Source organism: Rossellomorea vietnamensis (assembly GCF_025398035.1).
Classification (GTDB): domain Bacteria; phylum Bacillota; class Bacilli; order Bacillales; family Bacillaceae_B; genus Rossellomorea; species Rossellomorea vietnamensis_B.
Genome location: NZ_CP104558.1, coordinates 1,887,886 through 1,912,413, shown reverse-complemented (window position 1 = coordinate 1,912,413; position 24,528 = coordinate 1,887,886). Strand labels below are relative to the sequence as shown.

At 46.8% G+C, this 24,528-nt stretch carries 26 protein-coding genes and 1 pseudogene; 22 read left to right on the top strand and 5 right to left on the bottom strand.

Annotated features, from left to right (window positions below; genetic code table 11):
• Positions 1 to 65 precede the first annotated feature (65 nt).
• From N5C46_RS09865 to N5C46_RS09850, 4 genes and pseudogenes are all read left to right on the top strand, one after another.
• Positions 66 to 425 carry a hypothetical protein gene (locus N5C46_RS09865; protein ID WP_261751907.1) on the top strand — a complete coding sequence of 120 codons (360 nt, stop codon included), beginning with the start codon at positions 66 to 68 and terminating at the stop codon, positions 423 to 425.
• A gap of 75 nt (positions 426 to 500) precedes the next feature.
• A pseudogene (locus N5C46_RS23315) lies at positions 501 to 1,184 on the top strand (aminoglycoside phosphotransferase family protein); the annotation flags it as partial.
• A gap of 192 nt (positions 1,185 to 1,376) precedes the next feature.
• On the top strand, positions 1,377 to 2,234 hold the full coding sequence (locus tag N5C46_RS23310; RefSeq protein ID WP_261752331.1) for a serine/threonine-protein kinase: 858 nt from the start codon (positions 1,377 to 1,379) through the stop codon (positions 2,232 to 2,234).
• A 159-nt stretch (positions 2,235 to 2,393) separates the two neighbouring features.
• A complete protein-coding gene (locus N5C46_RS09850) occupies positions 2,394 to 3,566 on the top strand; it encodes a S1C family serine protease (protein WP_420720445.1) in 1,173 nt (390 codons plus the stop codon).
• Positions 3,567 to 3,627: 61 nt separating this feature from the next.
• On the opposite strand, the gene N5C46_RS09845 is transcribed toward N5C46_RS09850, so the two are convergent.
• Positions 3,628 to 5,727, bottom strand: coding sequence for a peptidoglycan D,D-transpeptidase FtsI family protein (locus tag N5C46_RS09845; protein WP_261751905.1), 2,100 nt, complete (start codon positions 5,725 to 5,727; stop codon positions 3,628 to 3,630).
• A gap of 221 nt (positions 5,728 to 5,948) precedes the next feature.
• On the opposite strand from N5C46_RS09845, the gene N5C46_RS09840 reads away from it, so the two are divergent.
• From N5C46_RS09840 to N5C46_RS09820, 5 genes are all read left to right on the top strand, one after another.
• On the top strand, positions 5,949 to 7,220 hold the full coding sequence (locus tag N5C46_RS09840; protein WP_261751903.1) for a S1C family serine protease: 1,272 nt from the start codon (positions 5,949 to 5,951) through the stop codon (positions 7,218 to 7,220).
• Positions 7,221 to 7,436: 216 nt separating this feature from the next.
• Positions 7,437 to 8,324 carry a peptidylprolyl isomerase gene (locus N5C46_RS09835; protein ID WP_261751902.1) on the top strand — a complete coding sequence of 296 codons (888 nt, stop codon included), beginning with the start codon at positions 7,437 to 7,439 and terminating at the stop codon, positions 8,322 to 8,324.
• 86 nt (positions 8,325 to 8,410) lie between these two features.
• On the top strand, positions 8,411 to 9,280 hold the full coding sequence (locus N5C46_RS09830; RefSeq protein ID WP_261751901.1) for a hypothetical protein: 870 nt from the start codon (positions 8,411 to 8,413) through the stop codon (positions 9,278 to 9,280).
• 130 nt (positions 9,281 to 9,410) lie between these two features.
• Complete coding sequence (locus N5C46_RS09825) at positions 9,411 to 10,118, top strand: response regulator transcription factor (RefSeq protein WP_261751900.1); 708 nt, start codon at positions 9,411 to 9,413, stop codon at positions 10,116 to 10,118.
• Positions 10,108 to 11,511: a sensor histidine kinase gene (locus N5C46_RS09820; protein ID WP_261751899.1), complete on the top strand. Its 1,404-nt coding sequence runs from the start codon at positions 10,108 to 10,110 to the stop codon at positions 11,509 to 11,511. The genes N5C46_RS09825 and N5C46_RS09820 overlap by 11 nt, the downstream gene beginning before the upstream one ends.
• Before the next feature lie 75 nt (positions 11,512 to 11,586).
• Here N5C46_RS09820 and N5C46_RS09815 read toward each other — a convergent pair whose 3' ends face one another.
• A complete protein-coding gene (locus tag N5C46_RS09815; protein ID WP_261751898.1) occupies positions 11,587 to 11,787 on the bottom strand; it encodes a hypothetical protein in 201 nt (66 codons plus the stop codon).
• 54 nt (positions 11,788 to 11,841) lie between these two features.
• Positions 11,842 to 12,555, bottom strand: a complete 714-nt coding sequence (locus N5C46_RS09810; protein ID WP_261751897.1) for a DUF421 domain-containing protein — start codon at positions 12,553 to 12,555, stop codon at positions 11,842 to 11,844.
• A gap of 182 nt (positions 12,556 to 12,737) precedes the next feature.
• On the opposite strand from N5C46_RS09810, the gene N5C46_RS09805 reads away from it, so the two are divergent.
• From N5C46_RS09805 to N5C46_RS09745, 13 genes are all read left to right on the top strand, one after another.
• On the top strand, positions 12,738 to 14,057 hold the full coding sequence (locus N5C46_RS09805) for a sensor histidine kinase (RefSeq protein ID WP_261751896.1): 1,320 nt from the start codon (positions 12,738 to 12,740) through the stop codon (positions 14,055 to 14,057).
• Positions 14,058 to 14,244: 187 nt separating this feature from the next.
• Positions 14,245 to 14,457 carry a hypothetical protein gene (locus N5C46_RS09800; RefSeq protein WP_261751895.1) on the top strand — a complete coding sequence of 71 codons (213 nt, stop codon included), beginning with the start codon at positions 14,245 to 14,247 and terminating at the stop codon, positions 14,455 to 14,457.
• A 56-nt stretch (positions 14,458 to 14,513) separates the two neighbouring features.
• On the top strand, positions 14,514 to 14,678 hold the full coding sequence (locus N5C46_RS09795; protein ID WP_261751894.1) for a hypothetical protein: 165 nt from the start codon (positions 14,514 to 14,516) through the stop codon (positions 14,676 to 14,678).
• 189 nt (positions 14,679 to 14,867) lie between these two features.
• Entirely contained in the window at positions 14,868 to 15,257 is a 390-nt protein-coding gene (locus N5C46_RS09790) for a VOC family protein (RefSeq protein WP_261751893.1), read from the top strand.
• Between the two features lie 223 nt (positions 15,258 to 15,480).
• Positions 15,481 to 16,659 (top strand): MFS transporter, encoded by a 1,179-nt coding sequence (locus tag N5C46_RS09785; RefSeq protein ID WP_261752330.1) that lies wholly within the window; start codon positions 15,481 to 15,483, stop codon positions 16,657 to 16,659.
• A gap of 112 nt (positions 16,660 to 16,771) precedes the next feature.
• Positions 16,772 to 17,395 (top strand): DUF421 domain-containing protein, encoded by a 624-nt coding sequence (locus N5C46_RS09780; RefSeq protein ID WP_261751892.1) that lies wholly within the window; start codon positions 16,772 to 16,774, stop codon positions 17,393 to 17,395.
• A 142-nt stretch (positions 17,396 to 17,537) separates the two neighbouring features.
• Positions 17,538 to 17,765 (top strand): spore coat associated protein CotJA, encoded by a 228-nt coding sequence (locus N5C46_RS09775; protein ID WP_261751891.1) that lies wholly within the window; start codon positions 17,538 to 17,540, stop codon positions 17,763 to 17,765.
• A complete protein-coding gene (locus tag N5C46_RS09770) occupies positions 17,765 to 18,025 on the top strand; it encodes a spore coat protein CotJB (protein ID WP_098441517.1) in 261 nt (86 codons plus the stop codon). The genes N5C46_RS09775 and N5C46_RS09770 overlap by 1 nt, the downstream gene beginning before the upstream one ends.
• 27 nt (positions 18,026 to 18,052) lie before the next feature.
• Complete coding sequence (locus N5C46_RS09765) at positions 18,053 to 18,622, top strand: manganese catalase family protein (RefSeq protein ID WP_261751890.1); 570 nt, start codon at positions 18,053 to 18,055, stop codon at positions 18,620 to 18,622.
• 154 nt (positions 18,623 to 18,776) lie between these two features.
• Positions 18,777 to 19,643, top strand: a complete 867-nt coding sequence (locus N5C46_RS09760) for an ABC transporter permease subunit (protein ID WP_261751889.1) — start codon at positions 18,777 to 18,779, stop codon at positions 19,641 to 19,643.
• A complete protein-coding gene (locus tag N5C46_RS09755; RefSeq protein WP_261751888.1) occupies positions 19,640 to 20,662 on the top strand; it encodes an ABC transporter permease in 1,023 nt (340 codons plus the stop codon). Before N5C46_RS09760 ends, N5C46_RS09755 begins: the two co-directional genes overlap by 4 nt.
• 95 nt (positions 20,663 to 20,757) lie before the next feature.
• On the top strand, positions 20,758 to 21,165 hold the full coding sequence (locus tag N5C46_RS09750; protein WP_261751887.1) for a YbaN family protein: 408 nt from the start codon (positions 20,758 to 20,760) through the stop codon (positions 21,163 to 21,165).
• Positions 21,166 to 21,184: 19 nt separating this feature from the next.
• The gene (locus tag N5C46_RS09745; protein ID WP_034762029.1) at positions 21,185 to 21,364 is read left to right on the top strand and encodes a hypothetical protein; all 180 of its coding nucleotides are present in this window, start codon (positions 21,185 to 21,187) and stop codon (positions 21,362 to 21,364) included.
• 108 nt (positions 21,365 to 21,472) lie between these two features.
• Here the strand turns inward: N5C46_RS09745 and N5C46_RS09740 are convergent, their stop codons facing one another.
• Together N5C46_RS09740 and N5C46_RS09735 are read right to left on the bottom strand one after the other, a co-directional pair.
• Positions 21,473 to 23,032 (bottom strand): glutathione ABC transporter substrate-binding protein, encoded by a 1,560-nt coding sequence (locus tag N5C46_RS09740; protein WP_261751886.1) that lies wholly within the window; start codon positions 23,030 to 23,032, stop codon positions 21,473 to 21,475.
• Between the two features lie 196 nt (positions 23,033 to 23,228).
• Positions 23,229 to 24,527 (bottom strand): SLC5/6 family protein, encoded by a 1,299-nt coding sequence (locus N5C46_RS09735; RefSeq protein ID WP_261751885.1) that lies wholly within the window; start codon positions 24,525 to 24,527, stop codon positions 23,229 to 23,231.
• Between the last annotated feature and the right edge of the window lies 1 nt (position 24,528).

The window sequence follows — 24,528 nt, the reverse complement described above, 5'->3', positions numbered from 1 at the left end:
CCCTTTAAACTGAAATGAAACTTTTTCCATTTTACACCGTATATGTAAAAAAGGGGGAGAAGTATATGAGAGTTAAAAAAGTCAGTACCATATTCATCATGTTACTCGTCATGGGTTTTTCTGCCGTCATCCTGAGTGGCTGCCGAATTGGCGGACCAACAAATGAAGCAAAAGAAACCATTGTAGAAGAGGAGCAGAAGGAAACGCCTGTGGCCACACTGGAAAAATATAATCAATTGGAAAAAGGGATGAGTTATGAGGAGGTATCAGATAATTTGGGGTTTTCTGGCACTCCGATGTCTGATGAGAGTAGTGAAAGTAACCATAAAACCTATGCATGGGACGGGGAGCAGCCAAAATCCTTTCTTACGGTTACCTTTTTGAAAGAAAAGTTGTCAACGAAACAACAGGTAGGATTGCAATAGCATTCCCATTTCGAACTATCTTCTGGTAAAATCAGGTTTATAAAACTAGTAAACTAAAATGGAGCCGGGGGACCAATGGCTCACTGGGGGTGCCACGTGCTTGATATCAAAACGGATTACGTGTTTAAAAAGATCGACCCGATCACCAAAGGCTGGTCGGGTGACAAGAAATATTTCGTCGAAACGGAGACGGGGGAAAGGCTTCTGCTCCGGACGGCGGATCGTTCCCTATATGAGAGTAAGAAGAGCGAGTTCGAGGCCATGAAGCGGTTAGCTGACACGGGGATTCCTATGTCTGTACCCCTTGAGTTCGGTATGTGTGAAAATGGCGATCAAGTGTATTCGCTCTTTACATGGTGTGAAGGGAATGATGCTGCTGAGGTACTGCCTGGATTAACGGATATGGAGCAATATGAGCTTGGCTTGAAGTCGGGTCGTTACCTGAGGGAAATCCATTCGACTCCTGCACCGCCCGATGAAGAACGGTGGGAAACGAGGTTCAATCGCAAGGTGGATAAAAAAATCCAGCAATACCACGAATGTCCACTCAAGATCGAAGCCGGCGATCTTATTTTAGAATACATAGAAGCAAACAGACATCTCCTGAAGGGACGCCCGCAAACGTTCCATCACGGTGACTATCACGTGGGGAATATGGTTATTTCGGAAAACGGCGAACTCTCCATCATCGACTTCAACCGTCATGATTTCGGGGATCCGTGGGAAGAGTTCAACCGCATTGCCTTCAGTGCATCGGCGAGTCCCCATTTTGCCACGGGACAGCTGAACGGTTATTTTAACGGACGCCCCCCGGAGGATTTTTTTAAGCTCATGGCTTTTTATATCAGTAGCAACATGCTTTCGTCCATACCGTGGGCGATGAGGTTCGGTGAAGAGGAAATCGCCTTCATGAAGGAGCAGGCGAAGGAAGTGATCGGTTGGTTTGACGGGATGAGGAATCCTGTGCCGACGTGGTATGTAGAGGACTTTTATGTTCAGTACGTAGATGACATTCCGTATAAATTAAAGGCACCGTTCGACTTTTCTTTTTTACAAAAGTTCGGAGAGGTCTTCAAGGTGTACGACGATCAGGACTCGGGCAATATCTGTTTCGGGGTCAGAAACGGTGAAGAGAGATTGTTCATCAAATTCGCCGGTGCCCCGACCTCGCGATATGAAGGGAAGCCGGAAGAGGCGATCGCCGCGTTGAAATCTGCTGTGAACGTGTATGAAGATTTGGCTCATCCCCATTTAGTGAGATTGATTCGCGGAGAAGAAGTCGGTGGTGGGTTTGCAGCTATCTTTGAATGGAGCGACGGGGAGTGCATGGGGAAGATGTATCCCCGGTCCCGGGAAGCATTCATGCAGTTGCCTGACATCACAAGGATTGACGTGTTCCGTGATATCCTCGACTTTCACATCCATGCGGCGGATCAGGGGTATGTGGCCATCGATTTCTATGACGGCAGCATCCTTTATGATTTTTCAAAAAGAAAGACGTTGATCTGCGATATCGATTTGTATGAGAAGCGTCCCTCTTTCAACACAATGGGCAGAATGTGGGGTTCATCCCGATTCATGTCGCCGGAGGAATTTCAGAAAGGTGCCGAAATCGATGAAATCACGAATGTGTATGTGATGGGGGCCACCGCCTTTGCGTTGTTTGGCGGGGAGAAGGACCGTTCGTTGGAAAATTGGCGATTGAGCGAAGCGTTGTATGAAGTGGCCCTTAGAGCAGTGAGTGATGAGCGGGAGAAGCGTCATGGGTCGCTGGTGGAGTTTAAGAGGGAGTGGGATTCAAAGATGTGATGAAATGAGCCACGGGACCTGTCCCCGTGGCTTTTCTGCGCCTCCTAAATGCATATTACACTTTTATCTTCTCTTATATAGGGTAAAGAAGAACTATATAATCCTGTGTTTCCTGTTTTTAAGAGGAAGGGATAATCGTAGAGAAAGGGTTGATAAATGGTGAACGAGTTGAATGATGGCAAGAAGGAAAAGAAGAACAGGGTAAAGCCAATGCGGACGGCCATTGTGTCATTTGTCCTTGGAGTGCTGGTGATGTTCCTGGTTGTCGAAGGGTTCAATATTCCAGGTGAGGAGGCGACGGAGAGGGTGACTCCCAAGTCGACGTCTGTGAAGGCAAGCGCAGAAGGTGTTGATGAAGGTCGTTCCATCACCGAAGCGGTTGAGAAGAGCCGGTCATCCGTTGTGAGTGTCGTGAATTTTAAAGGTGGGAATATGTTCGAAGGTTCAGAACCTCAGCCTGCTGGATCAGGTTCCGGCGTGATTTATCAAGAAGAAGGAAATAAGGCTTATATCGTCACCAACCATCATGTGGTTGAAGGGGCAACGAAGCTTGAAGTCACATTGAATGACGGGACCAAAATCCCTGCTGAATTGCTGGGTTCGGATGCCCTTTTGGATCTGGCCGTTTTGGAAGTGGATTCGGAGAAAGTGAAACACGTGATTGAATTAGGGAAATCGTCAAGCCTGAAACCGGGTCAACGCGCCATTGCCATTGGTAATCCATTAGGTTTCCTGGCCGGGACTGTCACGGCAGGGGTCATCAGTGCTGCCGACCGTTCCATGCCGGTGGATGTGAATAAAGATGGGGTAGTGGACTGGCAGTCAGAAGTGATCCAGACCGACGCCTCCATTAATCCTGGGAACTCAGGTGGAGCTTTGATCAATCTGGATGGAGAGTTGATCGGCATCAATTCTTCCAAGATTGCGATGGAAAACGTAGAAGGGATCGGTTTTGCCATACCAGTGGATATTGCCCTTCCGGCTCTGGAGGAATTGAAGGAGTACGGAGAAGTGAAGCGCCCATTCATCGGGATCGTTCCTGTCTCTTTATCACAGATCCCATCCCAATACTATGATGAACCACTCAATCTTCCTGAAGAAGTGAAGGAAGGAATCGTCGTAAGACAATCCGAGCCGGATTCACCGGCCGGGAAAGCGGGTCTGGAGCAGTATGATGTCATTACCATGGTGGATGGTGAAAAAGTGACAAAAGTCAGTGACTTGAGGAAGTATTTATACAATGAAAAAGAGGTAGGTTCAAAAGTGGAAGTCACCTATTACAGGGATGGAGAAAAGAAAAATACCACTCTGACATTAAGTGAACTAGAATAATCACAAAAAAAAAGGGACGTCCCGGAAGTAGCAAGTGCTACCTTCGGGAAATCCCTTTTTTTTATTTATTCTCTTCCTTTTTCATTTCAAAATACGTATCCATCACCCGTTTGGAAATGACCTTATTAATGTAAGGATCATGATCCTGATGGGACCATGGGACGACGGTAGAAAAGGCGATTTCCGGATTGTCGAATGGTGCGTATCCGATAAGAGTCGTGTTGTAAGTTGGCTTTGCACTCTCCATGTCCGGTCCTTTGTAAAATGCTTCTGCTGTTCCTGATTTCCCGGCAGCATTGTACGGAGCATCCTTAAACAGATTGGCCGTACCTTCTGGACCGTGGAAGACCCGGTAGAATCCTTTCTGAACGTGTTCGATTTCTTCCCTTGATGCATCGATCCGGTTCAGCACCTCTGGTTCCTCCTTGTACACGACGCTTCCTAACCGGTGTGGCTGATTGGAAGGTTCACGTACTTCTTTTAACAGATGGGGCTTAACGCGTTTTCCACCGTTTGCGATGCTGGATACATATTGAGCGAGCTGCATCGGTGTGTACGTATCGTATTGCCCGATGGCAAAGTCAAGGAGCAGTCCCGGATGTTCAGCGGTTCCTTGATATCCAGAAGACTCCCCTGGAAGGTCGATTCCTGTCGGCACACCGAGTCCCATCTGGGCGAAATGCTCCCTGAACGTACGGAAGGCGTCACCTTTCAGCTGAATCGGTGCGTGAGGGACATAGCGGTTCCCGGCAATCCGGAGAGCCACTTTCCACATATATGCGTTGGACGATTTCTCCAGGGCATAGAGATCGCTGATCGGGCCCGTTTGATTTCCCCATACATTGAACCATGATGTTTTCTTAGGCGTTCCTTTAATATAGAGAGGTTCATCCACAATCATTTCCCCCGGCTCGATATGATCCGTCATATAACCCGTCAGGAGGGTGGCGCCTTTGACAACTGAGCCAGATTCATAGGACGTCGTGTATGCTCCTAACGAATAATCCTCGAATTCGATTTCTCCGTTCGGATGGATTTCCTTCACTTTTTGACCGACCATCGCTTCAATTTCCCCTGTGTGAGGGTCCATCATGACGACAAAGGCACGGTCGAGATAAGGAGATCCCTTTGTTCCGATATGTTTCGAAAGTTCTTCTTGAACGATTTTCTCGATCGCTTTTTGCAATTCCACATCAATGCCGAGTACGAGGTCTTTTCCGCTCTGACCCTGCTGGATGACCTTCGTTCCAACGACCTGCCCGTCTTCTATGATGTTTTTCACTTTCTTTTTCTGACCATTCAACAGGTCTTCATACTTTAATTCCAGGTAACTGGTCCCCACGCGGTCATTCCGGTTATAACCTTCGGCGAGATATTCCTTGAGCAGATCTTTCGGGATCCCTTCCCTGGTCGACGATACGTCTCCAAGCACGGAACGGAGGGTATGATCAAGGGGATATGACCTTGTCCAATCCGTGGTCACATTCACTCCCGGCAATTCATCGAGATGGGCGCTCACCTGTGCATATTCCGTGATGGTCACCCCTTTATTCTTTACAATTTGAGGGGAGAGGGCATACCCTTTGGAAATATTTTGATAGATAGCGAGTACTTCATATTCTTCCTCTGAAAAAGAAGACCATTCCTCTTCACTGATGCGTTCAAGCTTCAGTTGATAAATCTTTTGATCGGCTTCTTTTGTTGAGAGATCCTTCTCTCCCTGAATGCGATCGACTTCGGATGCGGAGACTTTCGCATCTGCCTTGGAAGGATTCATCAAGATCCAGAAATCCTTTTTATCCCGTGTGGTGAGTGAATCGGTCTTAACGTCAATCATGTCCGCGAGTTTCCCCGCCACCTTCAACAATTCCTCCTGAGTCGAATCCGACGTCCGGGTAAAAGTAATGGCCCTCTGTGGTTTATTATCGACAATCAACTTCCCGTTCCTGTCATATATGCTCCCCCTCGGCACGGGAGAATCCACCGTCAGGCTTTCCTTCTTCTCCACCGCTTTTTCATAAGACTGGCCGTTCGCAATCTGAACCATCCCGAGCCTGACAATCAGCGTGCTGAATAAGAGAAACACTGTGACGAAAAGAATCTTCATGCGCTTCGGCAGTACCATTTTTCTAGTTCGCTGTGTTCTGTTTTTTTCCTTCATATCATCACCATTTTATAGCTTTGACTTTATTACAATTAAAACAAAGACATGACAAAAACCCAAGTGATAAGAGAAATCGTTCACGAAATCGTTTCATTCAACTCTTATTCTAAAAACTTCCCATCCTGTACACAGATTGTTAATAGTTTCGTAACATTTACCCTCTAAGATGAAATCAACAGCAAAGTTCAACAGGCTAAATCAATCGAGGAGGAAAAAACATGTTTGAACAAAACAATCAAAATGAAGAAATGAATTCTATGGAAACAACCGATACAGACGTCACTCAAAAAGAAGAAATGCAGCGGACTCCGAAGCAGAAGAAGCCGTTTAAAGGAAGAGGGTTCCTCAACACGGTTGGTGCGGGGATCATCGGTTCGGTCCTGACGCTGACGGTCTTGCCACAAACGGACTATTATCAGAACCTGGCTCAGCCAAGCGTCGAGCAATCTGCAGACAACGGACAGGCAAATACATCATCGAATTCAGGGATCACCCCTACATCGGTTTCAACCGTGGCCAGCGGAGATGTAGCGAATATCGTGGAGGATGCCTCAGAGTCCATTGTCGGTATCGTCAATTATCAGAGTCAAAGCAGAATGGGATCCGGAGAAGCCACTCCGGCGGGGACAGGGTCCGGCGTCCTTTTTAAAAAAGAAGGGGATAGTGCTTTCATCATCACGAACAACCATGTGATTGAGGGGGCATCCAAGATTGAAGTTTCCCTCTATGACGGGGAAAAGACCGAGGGTGAGCTGATCGGAGCCGACCCGCTGACGGATCTTGCCGTCGTGAAAATTGATGGTAAATATGCAGACAATCTGCTGGAAGTCGGTGACTCCAGTGCCCTGCGCGCCGGTGAACAGGTCATCGCCATCGGGAACCCCCTCGGACTCGACCTCTCACGGACAGTGACACAGGGAATCGTCAGTGCCGTCGACCGCACGATCCCCGTGCAGACATCTGAAGGGGAATCTGAACTGAACGTCATCCAGACAGACGCAGCCATCAACCCTGGTAACAGCGGGGGCGCACTCCTGAATTCCAAGGGTGAACTGATCGGGATCAACAGTGCGAAGATATCGAACTCCGGTGTAGAAGGACTCGGCTTTGCCATTCCAAGTAAGGACTTCATGCCGATCGTCAGTGAAATCATCAAAACAGGGAAAATCGAACGCCCATATATCGGAATCGGGATGAAGAACCTGGCAGATATCCCGCGTTCATACTTACCGAATCTGCCCCAATCCGTTGAATCCGGCGTGGTTGTCGCCAATATCGATCCGACATCTGCAGCAGCGGACGCAGGTATCAAAGAAGGCGATGCGATTACCGAAATGAACGGCAAGTCGGTCGAAAATGTCGCCGACCTGAGAAGGCAGCTGTATGGTGACCTGAAAGTCGGGGACAAAATTGACCTGACCGTCTACCGTGATGGTAAAAAAATGACGGTGAGCCTGAAGCTTACTAGTAATTCGATGATGAATGGGTAATGGGTGATGTGTGTACCTGGTACAAATCGAGTAAGTTGTACCAGGTACAATCAGTTCAAAGTGTACCAGGTACAAAATGAGTAAGTTGTACCAGGCACAATCACTCCAAAGTGTACCAGGCACAAATCGAACAAATGGTACCAGGTACAAAAGCCCCCAAATGTACCAGGCACCAAAAAAACGACCAATAAACAAACTAAAAAGGAGTACGAATAAGTGACTAAAAAGAAACAATCCATCACATTATGGAGCATTATCGGAGGCATTGTCCTCATCGGATCGCTGCTGGCGGTGTTTGGTTTTTCCAAAGAGGATGCAGTCGCCAAAGTGGGAAGCGAGACCATCAGTAAAGACGATCTGTATACGACGCTTGTGGATCAGTATGGGGATGGCGCCCTGGACACACTGATTGCGGAGAAGATTGTGAAGCTTGAGAGTGAGAAGAAGGATCTCACGGTGAAGGATAGTGAGATCAAAAAGGAATTGGAGAATATCAAAGGGCAATATGACAGTGAAGAGGCATTCAATGAGGCACTCGCTTCAAGCGGGTCGGATCTTGACAGCGTCAAGGAAAATATCAAGACGTACCTGTTGACGGAGAAGCTCCTGAAGGACCGGGTCAAGATCACCGATGATCAGATCAAGGAATATTTCGAAGCGAATAAGGAGTCGTTTGCTCAAAAAGAGCAGGTTGAGGCCAGTCATATCTTAGTGGACGATGAAAAGACGGCACAGGAAGTGAAGAAGAAACTTGATGCCGGCGGAGATTTTGCCGAGCTTGCGAAAGAGTATTCCACGGATACGTCGAATGCCGATTCAGGTGGGGAGCTTGGTTATTTTGGCAAGGGTGAGATGGTGACGGAGTTTGATGATAAGGCGTTTTCCATGAAAAAGGGTGAAATCAGTGAGCCTGTGAAGACGGAATTCGGCTATCACATCATCAAGGTGACGGGCAAGAAGGAAGCAAAAGAGGCGGTCCTTGCCGATCACAAAGATGAAATCAAGGACATCCTGTTTGATCAGGCCCTTCAAACGGAGTATGGCACGTGGTTAACTGAAAAAAAGAAAGAGTATAAGATTGAAAAAACCTTAAAAGATTCATAAACCGGTCATGGTTTGTTCATGATTTGGCCATAACTTCTGGAAATAATGATAGAGCAGCTGCAACTTATAAAAAGGAGGAAATCAATATGAACAATAAGAGAGCACTCGCACTCGCTGGTGTGTTAGCAATCGGGATTGCAGGGGCACTTCCCGCTTTTGCAGCTGAGGAGGATGCCGGGAAGACGGATGACACGGCGGTTGTCAGTGAAAAGTCCGAGCCGGTATTTGGCGGTCATCATGGCAGACACGGGAAGTTCCAGTTGAATGAAGATCAGCTGAAGGAAAAAGCCGAAGAACTTGGGATCGACACCACGGATAAGGATACACGTGAACTGGCCAAAGAGATCATGGATGCCGAACTTCAAAAAAGAGCGGAAACATTGGGAATCGATACCGATGGAAAAGAACCCCGTGCCATCATGGACGAAATCCGCCAGGCGGAGCTGAACAAGAAAGCGAAGGAACTGGGCATTTCCACTGACGGAAAAGACGGGGAAGAGCTTGCTCAAGAAGTAAGGGAAGCCTTCTTGAAACAACAGGCGAATGAACTTGGAGTTGACACCGAGGGCAAGGATTTGAAGGAACTCGCTGGTGAAGTGAGAGAAGCTGCCCTTGCGAAACAGGCGAAGGACCTTGGCATCGAGACAGAAGGAAAAGATCATCATGAACTGCAGAAGGAAGTATTCGAAGCGTCAATTCTGAAAGCGGCGAAAGAACTGGGAATCAAAACGGACGGTAAAACGTCGAAAGAACTGATGGACGAAATCATGCCCGAACATGCCGATGAAGCGAAGAAACTGGATTTCTTCCCTTTCAATAAGGAAGAAGGCTTCTTTTTCCACATGGGCGGTAGGGGTCATCACGGTCAGGGACACGGGAAAGGACCACATGAAGCTCCTCAGAATGATCCATCGATGGACGAATCTCAAAGTGAATCTCAAAGTGAATCATTATAGGAACGGAAATCCCCGCCATATGAGCGGGGGTTTTTCGATTGAAGGATATCAATAGAAGGAATTGGTCAAAACGACTATAATTTAGATAGAGAGAATTCAGGAAGGGAATGCTCGGAAAGGAGCGATGTTCATGAACGTATTGGTCGTTGAAGACAATCAAAGCGTCACAAGCATGCTTGAGATGTTTTTTTCAAAAGAAGATATAAAGGGTGAGTTTGTCCATGACGGTGCTGAAGGGTACCGTCGTTATCAGGAAGGCGAGTGGGATCTGGTCATCCTTGATTGGATGCTGCCCGGGATGGACGGTGTGACGATTTGCCGGAAGATCAGGGAGGAAGGGTCCCAGGTTCCGGTCATCATGCTGACGGCGAAGGACAGTGAGTCCGATCAGGTGCTTGGGCTAGAACTTGGTGCCGATGATTATGTGACGAAGCCTTTTTCACCTCTAGCCTTGATGGCGAGAATCCGGGCGGTGACCCGTCGTTACCAGGGGCAAGGGGAGAAGAACAGTACTGGAACTCACGATGAGGCAACGTCCGACTTCCGGATTAGCAAGGAAACCCGAGAAGTTTACCTGAAAGGCGTGCCCCTTACGAATTTGACGCCGAAAGAGTTTGAGCTTCTCTATTATCTTTCCCAGCATCCCCGGCAGGTGTTCTCAAGGGAGCAGCTTCTGGAGCGGGTATGGGGATATGATTTCTACGGAGACGAGCGGACGGTGGATGTACATATTAAGCGTCTCCGGAATAAGATCGGCAGTAAGGACAAGCCGTATCTTCATACAGTGTGGGGCGTAGGATATAAATTCGATGAGGCGGCGGCCGGGGATGAAGTTTAGGTATCTGTATCAGCTGCTCCTCAGTCATACGAGCGTTCTCATCATTGCCTTCATGATTCTCGGTCTCCTGTTTTCCCATTATGTCGAAAACCTCGTGTATGAAAATAAGGTGACAGAGCTCAGGACGTATGGGGATAAAATTTTATCAGATCTTGAGCGGCCAAGTCCGAGACGGCCCCTGTATCTCGACGAATACAGTAACCTGCTGCACGCCCGCAATATTGATGTGATCACCTTCAATCGTCAGGGGGAAGTATCTTTTTCAAGTGGAGGGGTCTATCCGCGGATCGAACTTTCAAAAGAAGAATGGCAAAAAATCGAGAGCGGTGAAACCGTTCCGTTGAAGAAAGATTTCGGCCGCTTTGATCAGGCGGTGTCACTCGTCATCATGCCCCGGGTGGTCAATGAACAGCTGACAGGAGGACTGATCCTGATTTCCCCGATCAGCGGGACGAGGGAAATGCTGAGTGAAATCAATCAATATCTGTTGTATATCGTTCTGTTGGCACTCGCCATCTCCGTTCTCGTCAGCTTGTTCCTATCGAAGCTCCATGTGAAACGGATTCAGCGGATGAGGGATGCCACGTCTAAAGTTTCGTCGGGAGATTATGATGTACATGTCCCGAGCTCCAACTTTGATGAAATCGGCGACCTGGCTGAAGACTTCAATGAAATGGTCACGAAACTCCGGGCATCGAAAGAAGAAATCGACGCATTGGAGAACCGGAGACGTCAGTTCATGGCGGATGTCTCTCACGAACTGAGGACCCCGCTGACCACGATCCGCGGTGTCATCGAAGGGATTCGGAATGACATGATCCCGGAGGAACAGAAAGAGAAAAGTTTCGGTCTTGTCAGTCAGGAAACGATGCGGCTGATCCGCCTCGTGAACGAGAATCTCGATTATGAAAAAATCCGGTCCAATCAGGTGGTTCTCTCGAAAGTGACCCTGCCGCTGCTCGATCTATTCGAAGTCATCAAGGAACAGCTGGATCTGCAGGCAGAGGAAAAAGAGAACACCATTACGATTGTGGCAGACCAAGATGCAGTGGTGCATGCCGACTACGACCGCCTCGTCCAAATCCTGATCAACATTACAAAAAACAGCATCCAGTTCACGACGGGTGGAACAATCACGCTGAGTGGAACTTCTTCCGAAAATGAAACGGTCATTGAAATCCAAGACAACGGAATCGGCATGGATCCCCAGGAAATCAAGTCCATTTGGCGTCGTTTTTATAAAGCGGACCTGTCCCGGACGAATAATCCATACGGTGAATTCGGTATCGGACTCTCCATCGTGAAGCAATTGGTCCTTATGCATGAAGGGTCGATTGATGTGTTCAGTGAGAAGGGTGAGGGGACGAGGTTTGTGATCCGGCTGCCGCTTTGACGGGTGTTAAAGCCATGGGAAAGCCATGGGGACAGGCACCTTGGTCTTCTTAAGACGAGGTACCTGTCCAGCCCACTACGGCTTAATCCCAAGATATCTTTCAATACGCTCGACCCTTTCAAGCAGTCGCTGCACTTTTCGATTCAATTGGGAATAGTGTGCTTCGATCATGTGCACATGGGTATCATACCCTCCTGTATATTGTCTGCAGTAAGGATGGCACCTGGGGTCATGTGGATAAACAACATGATTCCCCGGTGTTCGGTGCTGGAACATACGGTCACTCTCCCATTTCATTGGTCTATTCGGACGTTGAGATACTATATGCCTTTATCTGTCCATACGTTCACTGTCGCCTGGGAGATGATCTTTAAAAAGGTCGATGAACAGGGTGCCGTTGCTGTTGATCACGGCATAATAGATGTCATGTAATGTGATCCCTCTCTTGTTCGCTTCGCTCTCCAGCCATTGTAATGTGTAGGGAGGAGACAGGTTTTTTGAAATGACCTTGCCCTCCATTATCAGTTCAATGGGAATGGAAGCAGAAGGGCCAGGGTCCATATTCATGTCAGCCTTTGCAAGTGGCAGAAAACGGTTTTTCTTTTTGACGGACAGGACCCCGCTCACTTCCAACAGGGCATATTCCACTTCGTTTATATCAAACACGCCAAGTTCCCGGAGGTGCTGATTCAAGTCATCCATCGTGAACTTTAGTTTTTTCATATTCTCATCCAAAATTTTACCCTTTTCCATCAGGATCGTGGGACGTCCGGATAACCATCGTCTGAATAGCCGGTTTTTCGAAGAAAGTATCAGAAATAGATAAAATAATATGACCAGCACGATAAAAGAAATGAAGATATTCAAAAAATCAATGTTCGTATCAAATCCCATATTGGCAATGCAGGAACCGACCGTGATCGACAAGGCAAAACTGTAATGATTTTTGTGTGAATTGATATGTTTACCAATAGCTAACGTGACAATGACCAATAAAAGAAAACTGATCAACGTTCTTACGACAGCGATTAAAACTTCGTCCATAGGAAATCTCCTTATTCCAAGTATTCATTTCCATTATGGACAAAGGACGGAGAAAGAAGACGAGCATGCGAAATGCTGTCCAATAAAAATAAAACACATTCTGTTCATTTCAGTTATAATAGAATATGTAGTTTGATTTTTTAAAATCTTTTAAAATTACTGAAAGTAGGGAAGAAATACCGATGGATCATTTTGAGCTATTGACCGGTCTACTTCTTAACCTCCTTGCCATATTGATCATCATTTTACTGATAAGCTTTCATTACCTTTCCCGAAATAAAGTACATAAGCTTCACATCAAACCGCTGTCGATCTATTTAGCCAGTTCGCTGCTTCTGTTACTCAGCCTTGCGTTAAGCGTTCGATTGGAAGATGGATTTATGTATGACTTGCGGTTCATCCCTTTTTTACTCGGTGGGATATACGGCGGGAACCGGGTACTGCCCTGGCTCGCTCTTACCATGATCGCCGTTCGTGCCCCGATGATGGGACCCGGATTATGGGTGACCGTGGTCATGGCGGTTCTCTTCACGCTGCTCATCCTGTATATGCGTCCGAGATGGGAGGGGAAAACGTGGATGACAAGGGTGTACTGGTATACGCTCTTTGCCTTCGGATACTCGGTCCTGTCATTATGGATCCCGTCCTTGATCTTTCACTTCGGGTATGAAAATTCTTTCTTGATCTATTCGGCCGTTCTCAGCGGATCTACGTTCTTCGTCTTTTACCTGTGTGAAATCATCCGGACCATCTATATTCTTCAGTTGGAAGCGATCAAATACGAGAAGATGCAGGTGGTCAGTCACCTGGCGGCGAGCATGAGTCATGAAGTGCGGAATCCCCTCACCACGGTAAAGGGATTTCTTCAGCTGATCAATGAGGATCCAACCAACGTCAGCACGAATCGTGAGCTGTCGAAGGTCGCTGTCAGGGAAATCGACCGGGCGACAGAGGTGATCAATCAATACTTGGACTTTGCTCGTCCTCACCCAGAGGTTGAGGTGGAAGTAGAGATCCGGGGTGAAATGAACCGGTCCAAGGAAATCATCATGCCCCTGGCGGTGAAAAAAGGAATCATCCTGAAGGTGAACATCCTTCATCATCATTCCATCAAAGGGGATCCCAACAAGCTCCAACAGATTCTCATCAACGTCATGAAAAATGGTCTCGAGGCAATGGAAACGGGTGGTACGCTCCGGATCTTCAGCTATCAGGAAGGTGAAAAGGTATTCATCGTCATCAACGATACTGGAATTGGCATGACCAAAGAACAACTCATGCGCCTCGGCGAACCCTACTTCTCCATGAAAGGCAAAAACGGGACAGGCCTCGGCATGATGACCGTCTACCAACTCACAGAAGGAATGAAGGGCACCATCAACGTCCAAAGCAAGCCCGGCAAAGGAACCTCCGTCATCCTCTCCTTCCCCATCTACAAAGAAGAAGGAGAAGGAACCCTGGCTACCCCGGCCCATACAACAAAGGTCCGTCCCTCACTGTGAGAGGGCCGGACCTCTGCTTTTTTAAGGGCGAGGGACGGACCTCTGTTTTCAGCCCATTTTCGATGTGAAACCCACTAGGTATGGGATTTTAGCTCGAGTTTCAGAGGTCCGTCCCTCGCCATTTGAAACTTTTTACATGTCCGACCGTATAGATAAGTAAGAATAATTAAAGAAGGGAATGGATTCTGTGAATGGGATCTTACTGATCATCATTTTAGGAGCAATCGGTTGTGCCATTGTGGGGACGGTCTTTCTAGCCAATAAAGCACTGGGTCAATACATGCACAATAAAAGAGGGATCGAACAGCAGTCAGCGATCATCACTTGTCCGAATTGCGGGGCGGAGAATGAGCGTCAGATGAATGGGCAGCATTGCAGGGAGTGTTATGAGGCGTTTTAGGAAACGGATCGAGTCTTTGGAAATGAGCAATGGGAAGTAGAAAGGAGAGGTTAAACATGATTTGGTTATTCATACTGGGTCCGATCATTCTCGTCTCTGGCATCGCGATTTACTTGGAGAAAAAGTCAGGGATGACGCCTCCTGATCTGACGGAACACGCGATGAAAATCGATGAGGCGGATAAGAATAACAACGTGCACAAGAATTCGGGAGGTTCATAAACAATGGTCAGCGGCTATATGCCCTGGCTATTTTTCGTTGAGGGACGGACCTCACTTTTCTGCTCGTTTTATGAATGAAACCCACTGGAATCAGGATTCTCATTGGAAATTTAGAGGTCCGTCCCTCTCGCCGAACGGCCGTTTCTTCTGTAGAATAAACAGAAAGACAATTAGAAGGAAGTGAGCCGATTGATTAAGTACACATGTCTTCATCATGTGAGTTTGAATGTGACGGATCTTGAGAGGGCTAAAGCGTTTTACGGGGACATCCTGTGTTTAAAGGAAATTCCACGTCCTGATTTCGATTTTCCCGGAGCCTGGTATGATATTGAGGGCCAGCAGCTTCACCTGATCGCGGACCCGTCTTCCCAGACCATCCGAAAAGACAAGCATCTATCCAGCAGGGAAGGTCACTTTGCCCTCAGAGTGGAGAACTACCATGATACGCTTCGGTGGTTAAAGGAAAAAAATGTAGAGGTTCTCAAGAAACCCCATTCCAAAAGCGGCTTCGCCCAGATCTTCTGTGCTGACCCGGATGGAAATCTGATTGAATTGAATGTAGATCAAAAAGAGTTGTAAAAGAAATCAACAAGAGCTTCTTTCTCATGAGGGAAGCTCTTGTTTTTTTTGCCGCAATGATTCTGCTCATCCCATCACCATTCAAAATTGCCATTCGTTTCATTGAATGTTCTTCCATCCTTTTTCAAATACTGATTAAATAGCAGATCAATCCAAAAGGGTGGTTTAGTTGAACGAACAATGCAATAGCACGACGAAGATTAGCAATTGGTGTGTGGTGAGCATGGCATCGATTCCTTTGGTCATGACCCTGGGGAACTCCATGCTGATTCCTGTACTGCCGATTTTTGAAAAAGAGGTGGGGATCACTTCTTTTCAGACCAGTATGATTATAACAAGTTACTCGATTGCGTCGATCTTTCTGATTCCAGTGGCTGGATATTTGTCGGATCGCTTCGGCAGGAAGGTGGTCATCCTGCCGAGTTTGCTGATTGCGTTAATTGGAGGACTGGTCGCAGGCTTTGCGTCCTGGAAGATGGACGATCCCTTTACGTGGATCATTATCGGACGTGTCCTCCAGGGGATCGGTGCTGCCGGGGCGGCCCCGATCATCCTGCCCCTGGTTGGTGATTTGTATAAAGATGATGATGAAAAGACGAGTTCCTGTCTTGGATTGATCGAGACGTCCAACACATTCGGCAAGGTGTTGAGTCCCATATTAGGGGCTTTATTTGCTGCGTATTTATGGTATCTTCCGTTTTTCTCTATTTCAGTGTTCAGTCTCATTTCGATCGTCCTTGTTCTCTTTTTCATTAAAGTTCCCAAGAAGAAGGAAGAACCCGTTGCCCTTTCAGCCTTCATCCAGAGTACGAAGAAGATTTTCAAACAAGAGGGAAAATGGATCTTTACGGTGTTTCTCGTGGGGATTTACATCATGCTCGTCCTGTTTGCCGTTTTGTTTTTCCTATCAGATTCGTTGGAGAAAACCCATGGATTATACGGGGTGAAAAAAGGCTTTGTCCTCGCCATCCCATTATTGGCTCTTTGTATTTCTTCCTTTATTACGGGAAGAAAAATCAAGGGAGAGCTAAAGGTCATGAAGGTGATTATGACGGTAAGCTTGATTCTGATGAGCATCAGTGTCGCCCTGATCGGATTCGTTGATCAGCGACTGATTCTTCTCCTGGCTGTTTCAAGCTTCCTCGGCCTCTCCATCGGTGCACTCCTTCCGACGATGGACGCGTTGATCACGGAAAACATCGAGAAAGAAGAGAGGGGGACGATTTCCTCCTTCTATAGTTCGTCCCGTTTCATAGGAGTGGCTGCCGGTCCGCCGTTGATGGCCGTATTGATGAAATCCCTCCTGAATATTAGTCTCATTGGGGCGGGAGTCCTTGGCATCCTGATGTTTATGCTTGTGTTGATTTTTATCAAGCCTGAAAAGTCTGGTTCAGCGGCATAAGAAAACCAACCTTACGAGGATAATGTAGCGTTACGGAGGAATAGTATAGAGACATACCCTGTTCCCTCTTCATCACTTGAAGAGGGATTTTTAGCGAAAGGACGGAGATGACATGGACTTTGATTGGATTTGGAAAGCGATACTCATAGTGCTGGCGGGCACCTTATTGCTAAGGGTCGCCGGGAGAAAATCGATCTCCCAGATGACACTTGCCAAGACGGTCATCATGATCGGGATCGGATCACTACTCATACAACCGGTGGCAGGTAAAAATATTTGGACGACGATCGGAGTTGGGCTGATTCTCGTTCTGACCCTCATCGTCATTGAATACCTCCAGGTGAAATCAGACCGAGTCGAACAGTTCATCACCGGCAAATCCAAAATTCTGATGGAAGATGGCGTCATTAATGAAAAGAATTTTAGAAAGTTGAGGATGACAGTCGATCAGCTTGAAATGAAATTAAGGCAGCAGGGAGTCAGTCAATTGTCGGATGTGAAATGGGCGACCCTTGAGCCGAATGGACAAGTGGGAGTGGAATTGATGGCAAGCGCAAAGCCCGTGACGATGAAAGAATTTGCCCAGCTCCAGGCAGAGGTAAAGAGACTGATCAATCTGCTTCAAATCCCTCAGACTACGGGCAGGCCGGTCAGCCGGCAAATGGAGGGTGAGGACATTTTTACAGAAATCAAACACCCTTCCTCCGTCAATCCTCCACCAAAGCATCTTCAGTAACAGAATCAGAAGACCCCTTACCTGAGATGGTTCGGGGTCTTCTTTATGACCTTGGACACGCCCCAATTTCCACCTACCCGTCATGGGGGAAGATCCTTCTGCATAACAATAGAAAGATATTGTCAATTCAGGAGGGAGTACCTTGCATACGAACTATAAAGTGTATCATCCATACGTAAGTCCCTTTGATCCTTGTCCGCCGATCACGCAGAAGGTGTATTCGACACCGCCTAATCTCTATATGGGATTCCAGCCTGCAAATCTAGAGCAGTTCACCCCGAGGGAGGCACTGCGCAACGGAACGCTCTGGAAGGCGTTCTACGATCCTTACTACAGCCCATATGAAACGAGTGGGGATGGTGACTCATGATGAAGCAGCTTCCGGCTCATTATTACGAAGTGATGGAGGAACTTCAGACCGTTGATTTCGTCATCGTCGAACTGACCTTATACTTAGACACTCATCCAGAAGATTACGAGGCGATCAAACAGTACAACGAATACGTACGGATGAGGAAAAAAATCAAAAAGAAATTCGAAAAGGAATTCGGTCCCTTGACCGGGTTCGGGTACAGCTATTCAAACTATCCGTGGGACTGGAAAGACGCCCCTTGGCCATGGCAGGTCTAATACGGAATAAAGGAGAGGATGGACACGATGTGGGTGTATGAAAAAAAACTTCAATATCCTGTACGGGTCAGTACATGTAATCCGAAGCTGGCGAAATTTCTGATCGAGCAATACGGCGGCGCGGACGGAGAACTGGCAGCAGCCCTTAGATATTTAAATCAGCGTTACACGATTCCCGATAAGGTCATCGGTTTACTGACCGACATCGGGACCGAGGAATTCGCCCATTTGGAAATGATCGCCACCATGGTGTATAAACTCATCAAAGACGCCACACCGCAGCAAATGAAAGATGCGGGTCTCGATGCGAACTATGTAAATCACGACAATGGCATTTTTTATCAAAATGCGTCCGGTGTCCCCTTCACAGCCTCCTATATCCAGGCAAAAGGTGACCCGATTGCAGACCTATACGAAGACATTGCTGCCGAAGAAAAAGCGAGAGCCACATATCAATGGATCATCAATATGAGCGATGACCCGGACCTGAACGACGGACTGCGTTTCTTGAGGGAACGGGAAATCATCCATTCCCAGCGTTTCCGGGAAGCGGTGGAAATATTGAAGGATGAGCGTGATCGGAAGGTGTTTTTTTAAATGAGGGAAAATGGTCAGGGGCTACCAGCTCTGATCATTTTTTTCTTTAAACCTGATTCGGACACATAGTCCGTCAAATAAGAGTATAATTGACAGAATTTTCAAATCTGGTATATTGGTAATGATTAGCAGGAATCATTACTGGAGGTACAAGATGAAACAACTCAAACAATCCGGCCTTGAAGCCGTTCTCATTATCATCGGAATCATTCTCGTCAGTGCCACATCCGGCCTGTTCACAACTCAGGCGTTTTCCCTCGTTACCTATGGACAGGAACTGATGGAGGTATGCAAGGAGCTAGTCGAGCCTCACCATCTGGTCTATACGAACCCCGTCTCGCATATCGAACGTCCGCTATTTCCCATCATCCTGAAAGCGTTCCTGAGCAGTGCACGTATCTTTTTCCTGGCACTCGGTATGGCGTTAACGGGTTCCATCTTACTGATGATCCTTTATTTTTCAGTGGGGAAAAAGATCCGGAAAGGGGTGGAAGGTGTCGCTTTCTTTATCGCGTCTCTTCCTGATATTTTTGTGATCGGGATCCTTCAACTATCGGTCATCTGGTTCTTTAAACAATCCGGTATTCTGCTCCTCGATGTAGCATCCCTGGGCGAAAATCAGGTCATCCTGTTCCCGGCCATCACGCTCTCGATCCTGCCGACGTTCTTTTTTCTCGGATCTATGGTGTCTTTTTTGAAGGAAGAAGAGGGGCTTCCCTATGTGGAGCTTGCGAAGGGGAAGGGTCTCGGCCGATTCCGGATCATGTTCATTCATATGATGCGGAATGTGCTCGTCAGCCTAACCTATCACGGCAAGCAGATCATCTGGATGATGCTGTCGAACCTATTAATCCTGGAATACTTATTCAATGTGTTCGGGGTCACGTCGTTTCTCTTTTCCTATAACACACCTGCGATCTTCGCGGTTACGTCGATCATGCTATTCGTTCCCCTCTATCTCCTTTTAAAATTGATGCAGTTTGTGATCTCGAGAAAAATAGGAAGGGAGATGAGTCTATGAGAAAGTGGAATCGGTATCACGTCACCATCAGCATCTGTTTACTATTCATCGTCGTGCTCGTCGGGTGGAGCATGATCTTTTATCTGACCGATGCCAAAATCCCGAATACATATATCCTCTACGATGATGAGGCAAATATCATCGGCGACGCTCCGTTCCCTCCTTCAGCCGACTTTCCGTTCGGGACGGACCGGGAAGGGGATCACTTGTTTTACAAAGTATTGGAGGGGGCGCAGTATACCATTGGCGCCGCCATCCTGATTTCCCTTCTCAGCTTCATCCTGTCCTTTGCCGTCGGGGTGATGGGAGGGTTTACGACATCACGGGCGAAGAAGTGGACGCAATCGATTTTCACGTCCTTCTATTTCATCCCGCAATCGATCATCGCCTTCAATATGCTTTACCCCTTGCTATGGGAACCCAGGCAAGGGTTCGAGACAAGTTTCACCGAACGGGTCATTTGGCAGTCCATCGCCCTGGCCGTAATCATGGCTCCGACAACGGCGATTCTCTTATCCAACGAAACACGGCAGATTCTCGACAAAGAATTTGTGACGTGTGCCCGGGTCCTTGGTGGAAGCAAGACTTTCCTGTTCAAGAATCATGTGCTTCCACACTTGAAGCCGCGGCTCTTTATCATTTTTCCTAAAATCATGATCCAGGCGCTTCTCATCATCGCCCACCTCGGATTCTTCGACCTATTCTTCGGTGGGACCGATGTGTGCTACGGACCCATGTGCCCGCCTCCGCAACCTTTCGTACAGGAATGGGCGAGCATCATGTCCATGAGCTATGTCGAATTGACCAACGCCTGGTGGATCTTTATGATCCCGATGTTCTTCTTCGCCCTGACGATCCTGTCATTGACGGGGATTGCGAGGGGACTTGAGGGATTGTTGGAGGAGGATGAGGTGAAGGCGGGTTCGGTTGAGAAGAAGAAGGCTGAGCGCAAGGAGAACGGTGCTTTGGTGGAGAGTGATTTTATTTTGTTAGACCAGGGTGTTGATAGGAGTGGATGATGGATTAACAATAATCTCCTAACCCGTCACACCCAACTTTCTGCTATATTTATAGTACAATGAAGGAAATCGGTTGAGGGTAGGGGAGATGAGTCATGACATTGAAAAAGATGAAAAGCATCCTGTTCATGCTGCTCGGGTTCATAGCCCTGGCGTGCGGGGTTGCCGGAACAGTCCTGCCTGTCCTGCCGGGTGGACCGTTTTACCTGCTGGCGGTTTACTTCTTTTCCAAGAGCTCAAAGCGCGTGGACGCCTGGTTTAAAAACACGTATATCTACAAAAAATACGTGGTCTCCTTTCTCGAAAAAAAGGGCATGACCCTGAAAGAAAAAATCAGGATCAATCTGACCGCAGACTTCTTTATCCTGCTTTCCATCCTGTATGTCGACATCCTTGCTGTCCGGATCATCCTCATCGGACTCGCATTATATAAACATTATTATTTTATCAAGAAAATCAAGACGATCCCTCCGCAGTCGTACCAAGTGGAGGAGAGCCAGTGATCGACAGGCTTTAGTTAACATGAAGAGATATCAATTAAAACGTGATTTCAGGGGAGTCAAAAAAGGCTCCTGTTTCTATTTAGTCGTTGAATCCGAATATATCGGCATCAAGGAATATGTGGTACGAACGCAGGATTTCTCGAGGAGACTGATCATCTCTGAAAGGGAGATGGAGAAGTATTTTAGAAGGATGATATAATTCACAAAAAAAGCAGCGTATTTTTCTTCAATTTCTCGAAGAAAGATACGCTGTTTAGTAATAAAGGGACTTTTTTAGGAAGAGGGGACCTCTTCCTTTACCCTATATTCAATCTATTCTAATCTTATTGATCTCCATATAACCTGCAGGGCTAATGGAGAAATCCTTCACGCCTTTTCGAACGGCAGCCATATTCTCAATCACTCGAACCGGGATATAGACTGCATCTTTCATCTCCAGTTCCTGGGATTTCGCGTAAAGCTCGATTCTCTTCTCTTGATCTTTTTCAGAGCGTGCTTCTTCGATCAGTTGGTCGACCTCATCATTGCCATAGAAGAAGGTATTACCGGCCGGGCCGCTGGAATCGCTGTGGAAGAGGTTGTATTGGTTATAGTCGGCATCGCCGGTTGCGTTTCTCCAGCTGATGATGAACATTTCTGAGTTGCCGCTTGTGGCTTGCTCGACAAAGGTTCCATACTCCTGGATCTGAATGTCAAGATCGATTCCAATTCCTTTGAGCTGGGATTGCATGACTTCTGCCAGGCTGATTCTTTCTTTACTGTCCATGGTGAGTAGTGTAGTTTTGAATCCATCAGGATAACCAGCTTCTGCAAGGAGTTTCTTCGCTTCATTGACATTATAGTCATATGCTTTCATATCTGGATGATAGCCGAAGACTTTAGAGCCTAATAAGGAATTCGCTTTTTTTCCAATATTGTTAAAGACGCCTTTCATGATGGAATCCATTTCGACTGCATGGGAAATGGCTTTCCGGACACGGACATCATTAAACGGTTCTTTCTGTACGTTAAACCCAACGTACTCAGTCCCAAAGCCTTCACTGCGGTAAACTTCTACGTTAGCAGAAGCCTTCACTGAATCCATCATATTGACAGATAAAGGTTCAGCGATATGGGCTTCACCCGTTTCAAGCATGGAAATTCGCGTTGTCTCTTCCGGTACTACCTTGAATACGACCTCACTGACATTTGGTTCATCACCCCAATAGGAATCGTTTTTATGAAAGGTAATTTCTTTTCCCGTTTCCCATGATTCAAATACAAAAGGACCTGTTCCAACCGGCTCTTGGATAATGTCTTTTCCATATTTGTCTATGGTCTTTGGACTGATAATCCCCCCTTCATGACTCGCCAAGATGGATAAAAGGGGAGAAAAAGGCTCTGTTAAAAGAATCTGAAGGGTATGATCATCGATGACTTTGACTTCTTTGACCATTTTGAATACGACTGCCCGAGGGGAAGCCACCTTTGGATCAATCAACCGGTCAAATGTTTTCTTCACTGCTTCTGCGTTAAACGGTGTTCCATCATGAAATGTGACATCGTCCCTTAGTTTGAACTCCCATGTGGTATCATCAAGCTGTTCCCACTCTTTTGCAAGGAGGGGCTTGATTTTGGCATTTTTATCCCTGCCCACAAGCCCCTCATAAATTTTACCGTGTGTCACACTGGCTGCATTGATGGTAGACATGAAATGATGGTCAAGGTTCTCCACATCGGATTGGCGGACGATGACCAGCTGGTCCTGTTTCTTGGAAGCCTGTCCATCCTCCTGACCACCGGAATTGGCCCCCATGTTGGTGGAACATCCGCTCATTACAAGTAATACGGCCAGAACGATCATTATGAATCTACTCTTATTTTTCATTTATATATCCTCCCTTCTGTATTGAATTAATTATAAGAATTTTCAGATATATAAAATTAAGAAATCTTTACCGCTTTTTTTGTTTTGTTGACCTCTTCTGTGAATAAAGGGAAATGTTAGTGGAATTCTTCAAGAGTATATAAAAGAAAGACCCGTCAACATAAGCGACGAGTCTGAGTTTAATTCAAATGCTTCTCTATCTATGTTTCACCACCTCATTTCCAATGAGGACAAGAATGACCAGTCCACTCGCCAAAACAAAACTGATCCACGTAGACTGAATGGAACTATAGCTTGAAAGAGACAGCATTCCACCACCAAGGCCAATCAATGAACAGTAAGGAATGGATGCAGGGACTGTTTTCTTATAAAAAATGACCACCAACATGGTCGGGATGATTGCAGCATATACCTGGGCGAAGAAAAAGATGAGCTCCATCAGGCTGGGTGACAAGATCGAGCTTATGAGAAACAGTGCCAGGGAAATCACACCTGAGACCAGGTAGGTCTTCTTTAATTGCTGGTCTTCGTGCCACTCGTATCGATGATTCAGCATATTACGGATGACCATGATCGATGTGGCATGAAGCTCTGCTCCCACTGTGGAGGCAATGGCACTGAAGCAGCATCCAATAAATAAGAGAAGCAGGAACAAAGAATCGATCTTCTCTACGAGCTGACTTAAGATGGAGTAAATGTTTTCAAAGCCATGCCCATAAACCGCAATCAGAACAATGGCTGTGAAGGCAAGGGGGATGGTCGCCCATATCATTCCGGCCATCATAAAGGATGTTCGGACTTTGGACTTTTCAATGATATACATTCGCTGCCAACTTGCCCGATCGATCAATACTTGTCCAAATCCAATCAGTAAAGCTGTCAGGATAAACAAGGTGATTTCATTATGTTTCATAAATAATAAGTAAGGATGATACAGCAGCAATCCATCATAAACGGGGAAAATGCCTTTTTGAATGAAAAAATAAACAGGAATCAGAATAATGGCTGCGAAAATAAATGAGATATGAATGCCCTCGAATCGATGGATCTGCTTCATACCCCCTAAAGACAGGAGGAAGCAGTATAGAAAGAAAACGAGTAATCCTACATAGATCGGCGTTTTTAAGAGAAAATGAAATAGCACACCTGCCCCGAGCGCCTGTACGAGCAGGGAATCGAGGCTAGTTAGGAGCAATACCCACATGACAAACCAATACGACCGCCCCTGGAGCCTTTTCCTCAATACATCCCCGATGGTCATGGAGTCAGGGAATCGATTCCTGATATATGGAGTGATCCATCCGAATAGAAAGAGGGCGATGGCTCCCATCATGGCATATCCGATACCACCTAGGAGACCATATTTCACTAGGGTTTCAGGGGAGGACAAAATCGTGTTCCCCGTCACCCATCTGGTGAGTAGGGTAACCACTCCATATGCCACTCCAAAGGAGATGGTTCCTTGTATATACTCACGATACGTCCTTGGCTTCATT

What these genes read in the sequence shown, in the direction of transcription:
- N5C46_RS09780 (WP_261751892.1), top strand. Translation starts at nt 16,772, where the DNA reads ATGGACTTTGATTGGATTTGGAAAGCGATACTCATAGTGCTGGCGGGC.
- N5C46_RS09795 (WP_261751894.1), top strand. Translation starts at nt 14,514, where the DNA reads ATGATTTGGTTATTCATACTGGGTCCGATCATTCTCGTCTCTGGCATC.
- N5C46_RS09765 (WP_261751890.1), top strand. Translation starts at nt 18,053, where the DNA reads ATGTGGGTGTATGAAAAAAAACTTCAATATCCTGTACGGGTCAGTACA.
- N5C46_RS09825 (WP_261751900.1), top strand. Translation starts at nt 9,411, where the DNA reads ATGAACGTATTGGTCGTTGAAGACAATCAAAGCGTCACAAGCATGCTT.
- N5C46_RS09750 (WP_261751887.1), top strand. Translation starts at nt 20,758, where the DNA reads ATGACATTGAAAAAGATGAAAAGCATCCTGTTCATGCTGCTCGGGTTC.
- N5C46_RS09745 (WP_034762029.1), top strand. Translation starts at nt 21,185, where the DNA reads ATGAAGAGATATCAATTAAAACGTGATTTCAGGGGAGTCAAAAAAGGC.
- N5C46_RS09810 (WP_261751897.1), bottom strand. Translation starts at nt 12,555, where the DNA reads ATGGACGAAGTTTTAATCGCTGTCGTAAGAACGTTGATCAGTTTTCTT.
- N5C46_RS09840 (WP_261751903.1), top strand. Translation starts at nt 5,949, where the DNA reads ATGTTTGAACAAAACAATCAAAATGAAGAAATGAATTCTATGGAAACA.
- N5C46_RS09785 (WP_261752330.1), top strand. Translation starts at nt 15,481, where the DNA reads ATGGCATCGATTCCTTTGGTCATGACCCTGGGGAACTCCATGCTGATT.
- N5C46_RS09755 (WP_261751888.1), top strand. Translation starts at nt 19,640, where the DNA reads ATGAGAAAGTGGAATCGGTATCACGTCACCATCAGCATCTGTTTACTA.
- N5C46_RS09820 (WP_261751899.1), top strand. Translation starts at nt 10,108, where the DNA reads ATGAAGTTTAGGTATCTGTATCAGCTGCTCCTCAGTCATACGAGCGTT.
- N5C46_RS09815 (WP_261751898.1), bottom strand. Translation starts at nt 11,787, where the DNA reads ATGTTCCAGCACCGAACACCGGGGAATCATGTTGTTTATCCACATGAC.
- N5C46_RS23310 (WP_261752331.1), top strand. Translation starts at nt 1,377, where the DNA reads ATGAGGAATCCTGTGCCGACGTGGTATGTAGAGGACTTTTATGTTCAG.
- N5C46_RS09735 (WP_261751885.1), bottom strand. Translation starts at nt 24,527, where the DNA reads ATGAAGCCAAGGACGTATCGTGAGTATATACAAGGAACCATCTCCTTT.
- N5C46_RS09845 (WP_261751905.1), bottom strand. Translation starts at nt 5,727, where the DNA reads ATGAAGGAAAAAAACAGAACACAGCGAACTAGAAAAATGGTACTGCCG.
- N5C46_RS09760 (WP_261751889.1), top strand. Translation starts at nt 18,777, where the DNA reads ATGAAACAACTCAAACAATCCGGCCTTGAAGCCGTTCTCATTATCATC.
- N5C46_RS09770 (WP_098441517.1), top strand. Translation starts at nt 17,765, where the DNA reads ATGAAGCAGCTTCCGGCTCATTATTACGAAGTGATGGAGGAACTTCAG.
- N5C46_RS09865 (WP_261751907.1), top strand. Translation starts at nt 66, where the DNA reads ATGAGAGTTAAAAAAGTCAGTACCATATTCATCATGTTACTCGTCATG.
- N5C46_RS09805 (WP_261751896.1), top strand. Translation starts at nt 12,738, where the DNA reads ATGGATCATTTTGAGCTATTGACCGGTCTACTTCTTAACCTCCTTGCC.
- N5C46_RS09740 (WP_261751886.1), bottom strand. Translation starts at nt 23,032, where the DNA reads ATGAAAAATAAGAGTAGATTCATAATGATCGTTCTGGCCGTATTACTT.
- N5C46_RS09830 (WP_261751901.1), top strand. Translation starts at nt 8,411, where the DNA reads ATGAACAATAAGAGAGCACTCGCACTCGCTGGTGTGTTAGCAATCGGG.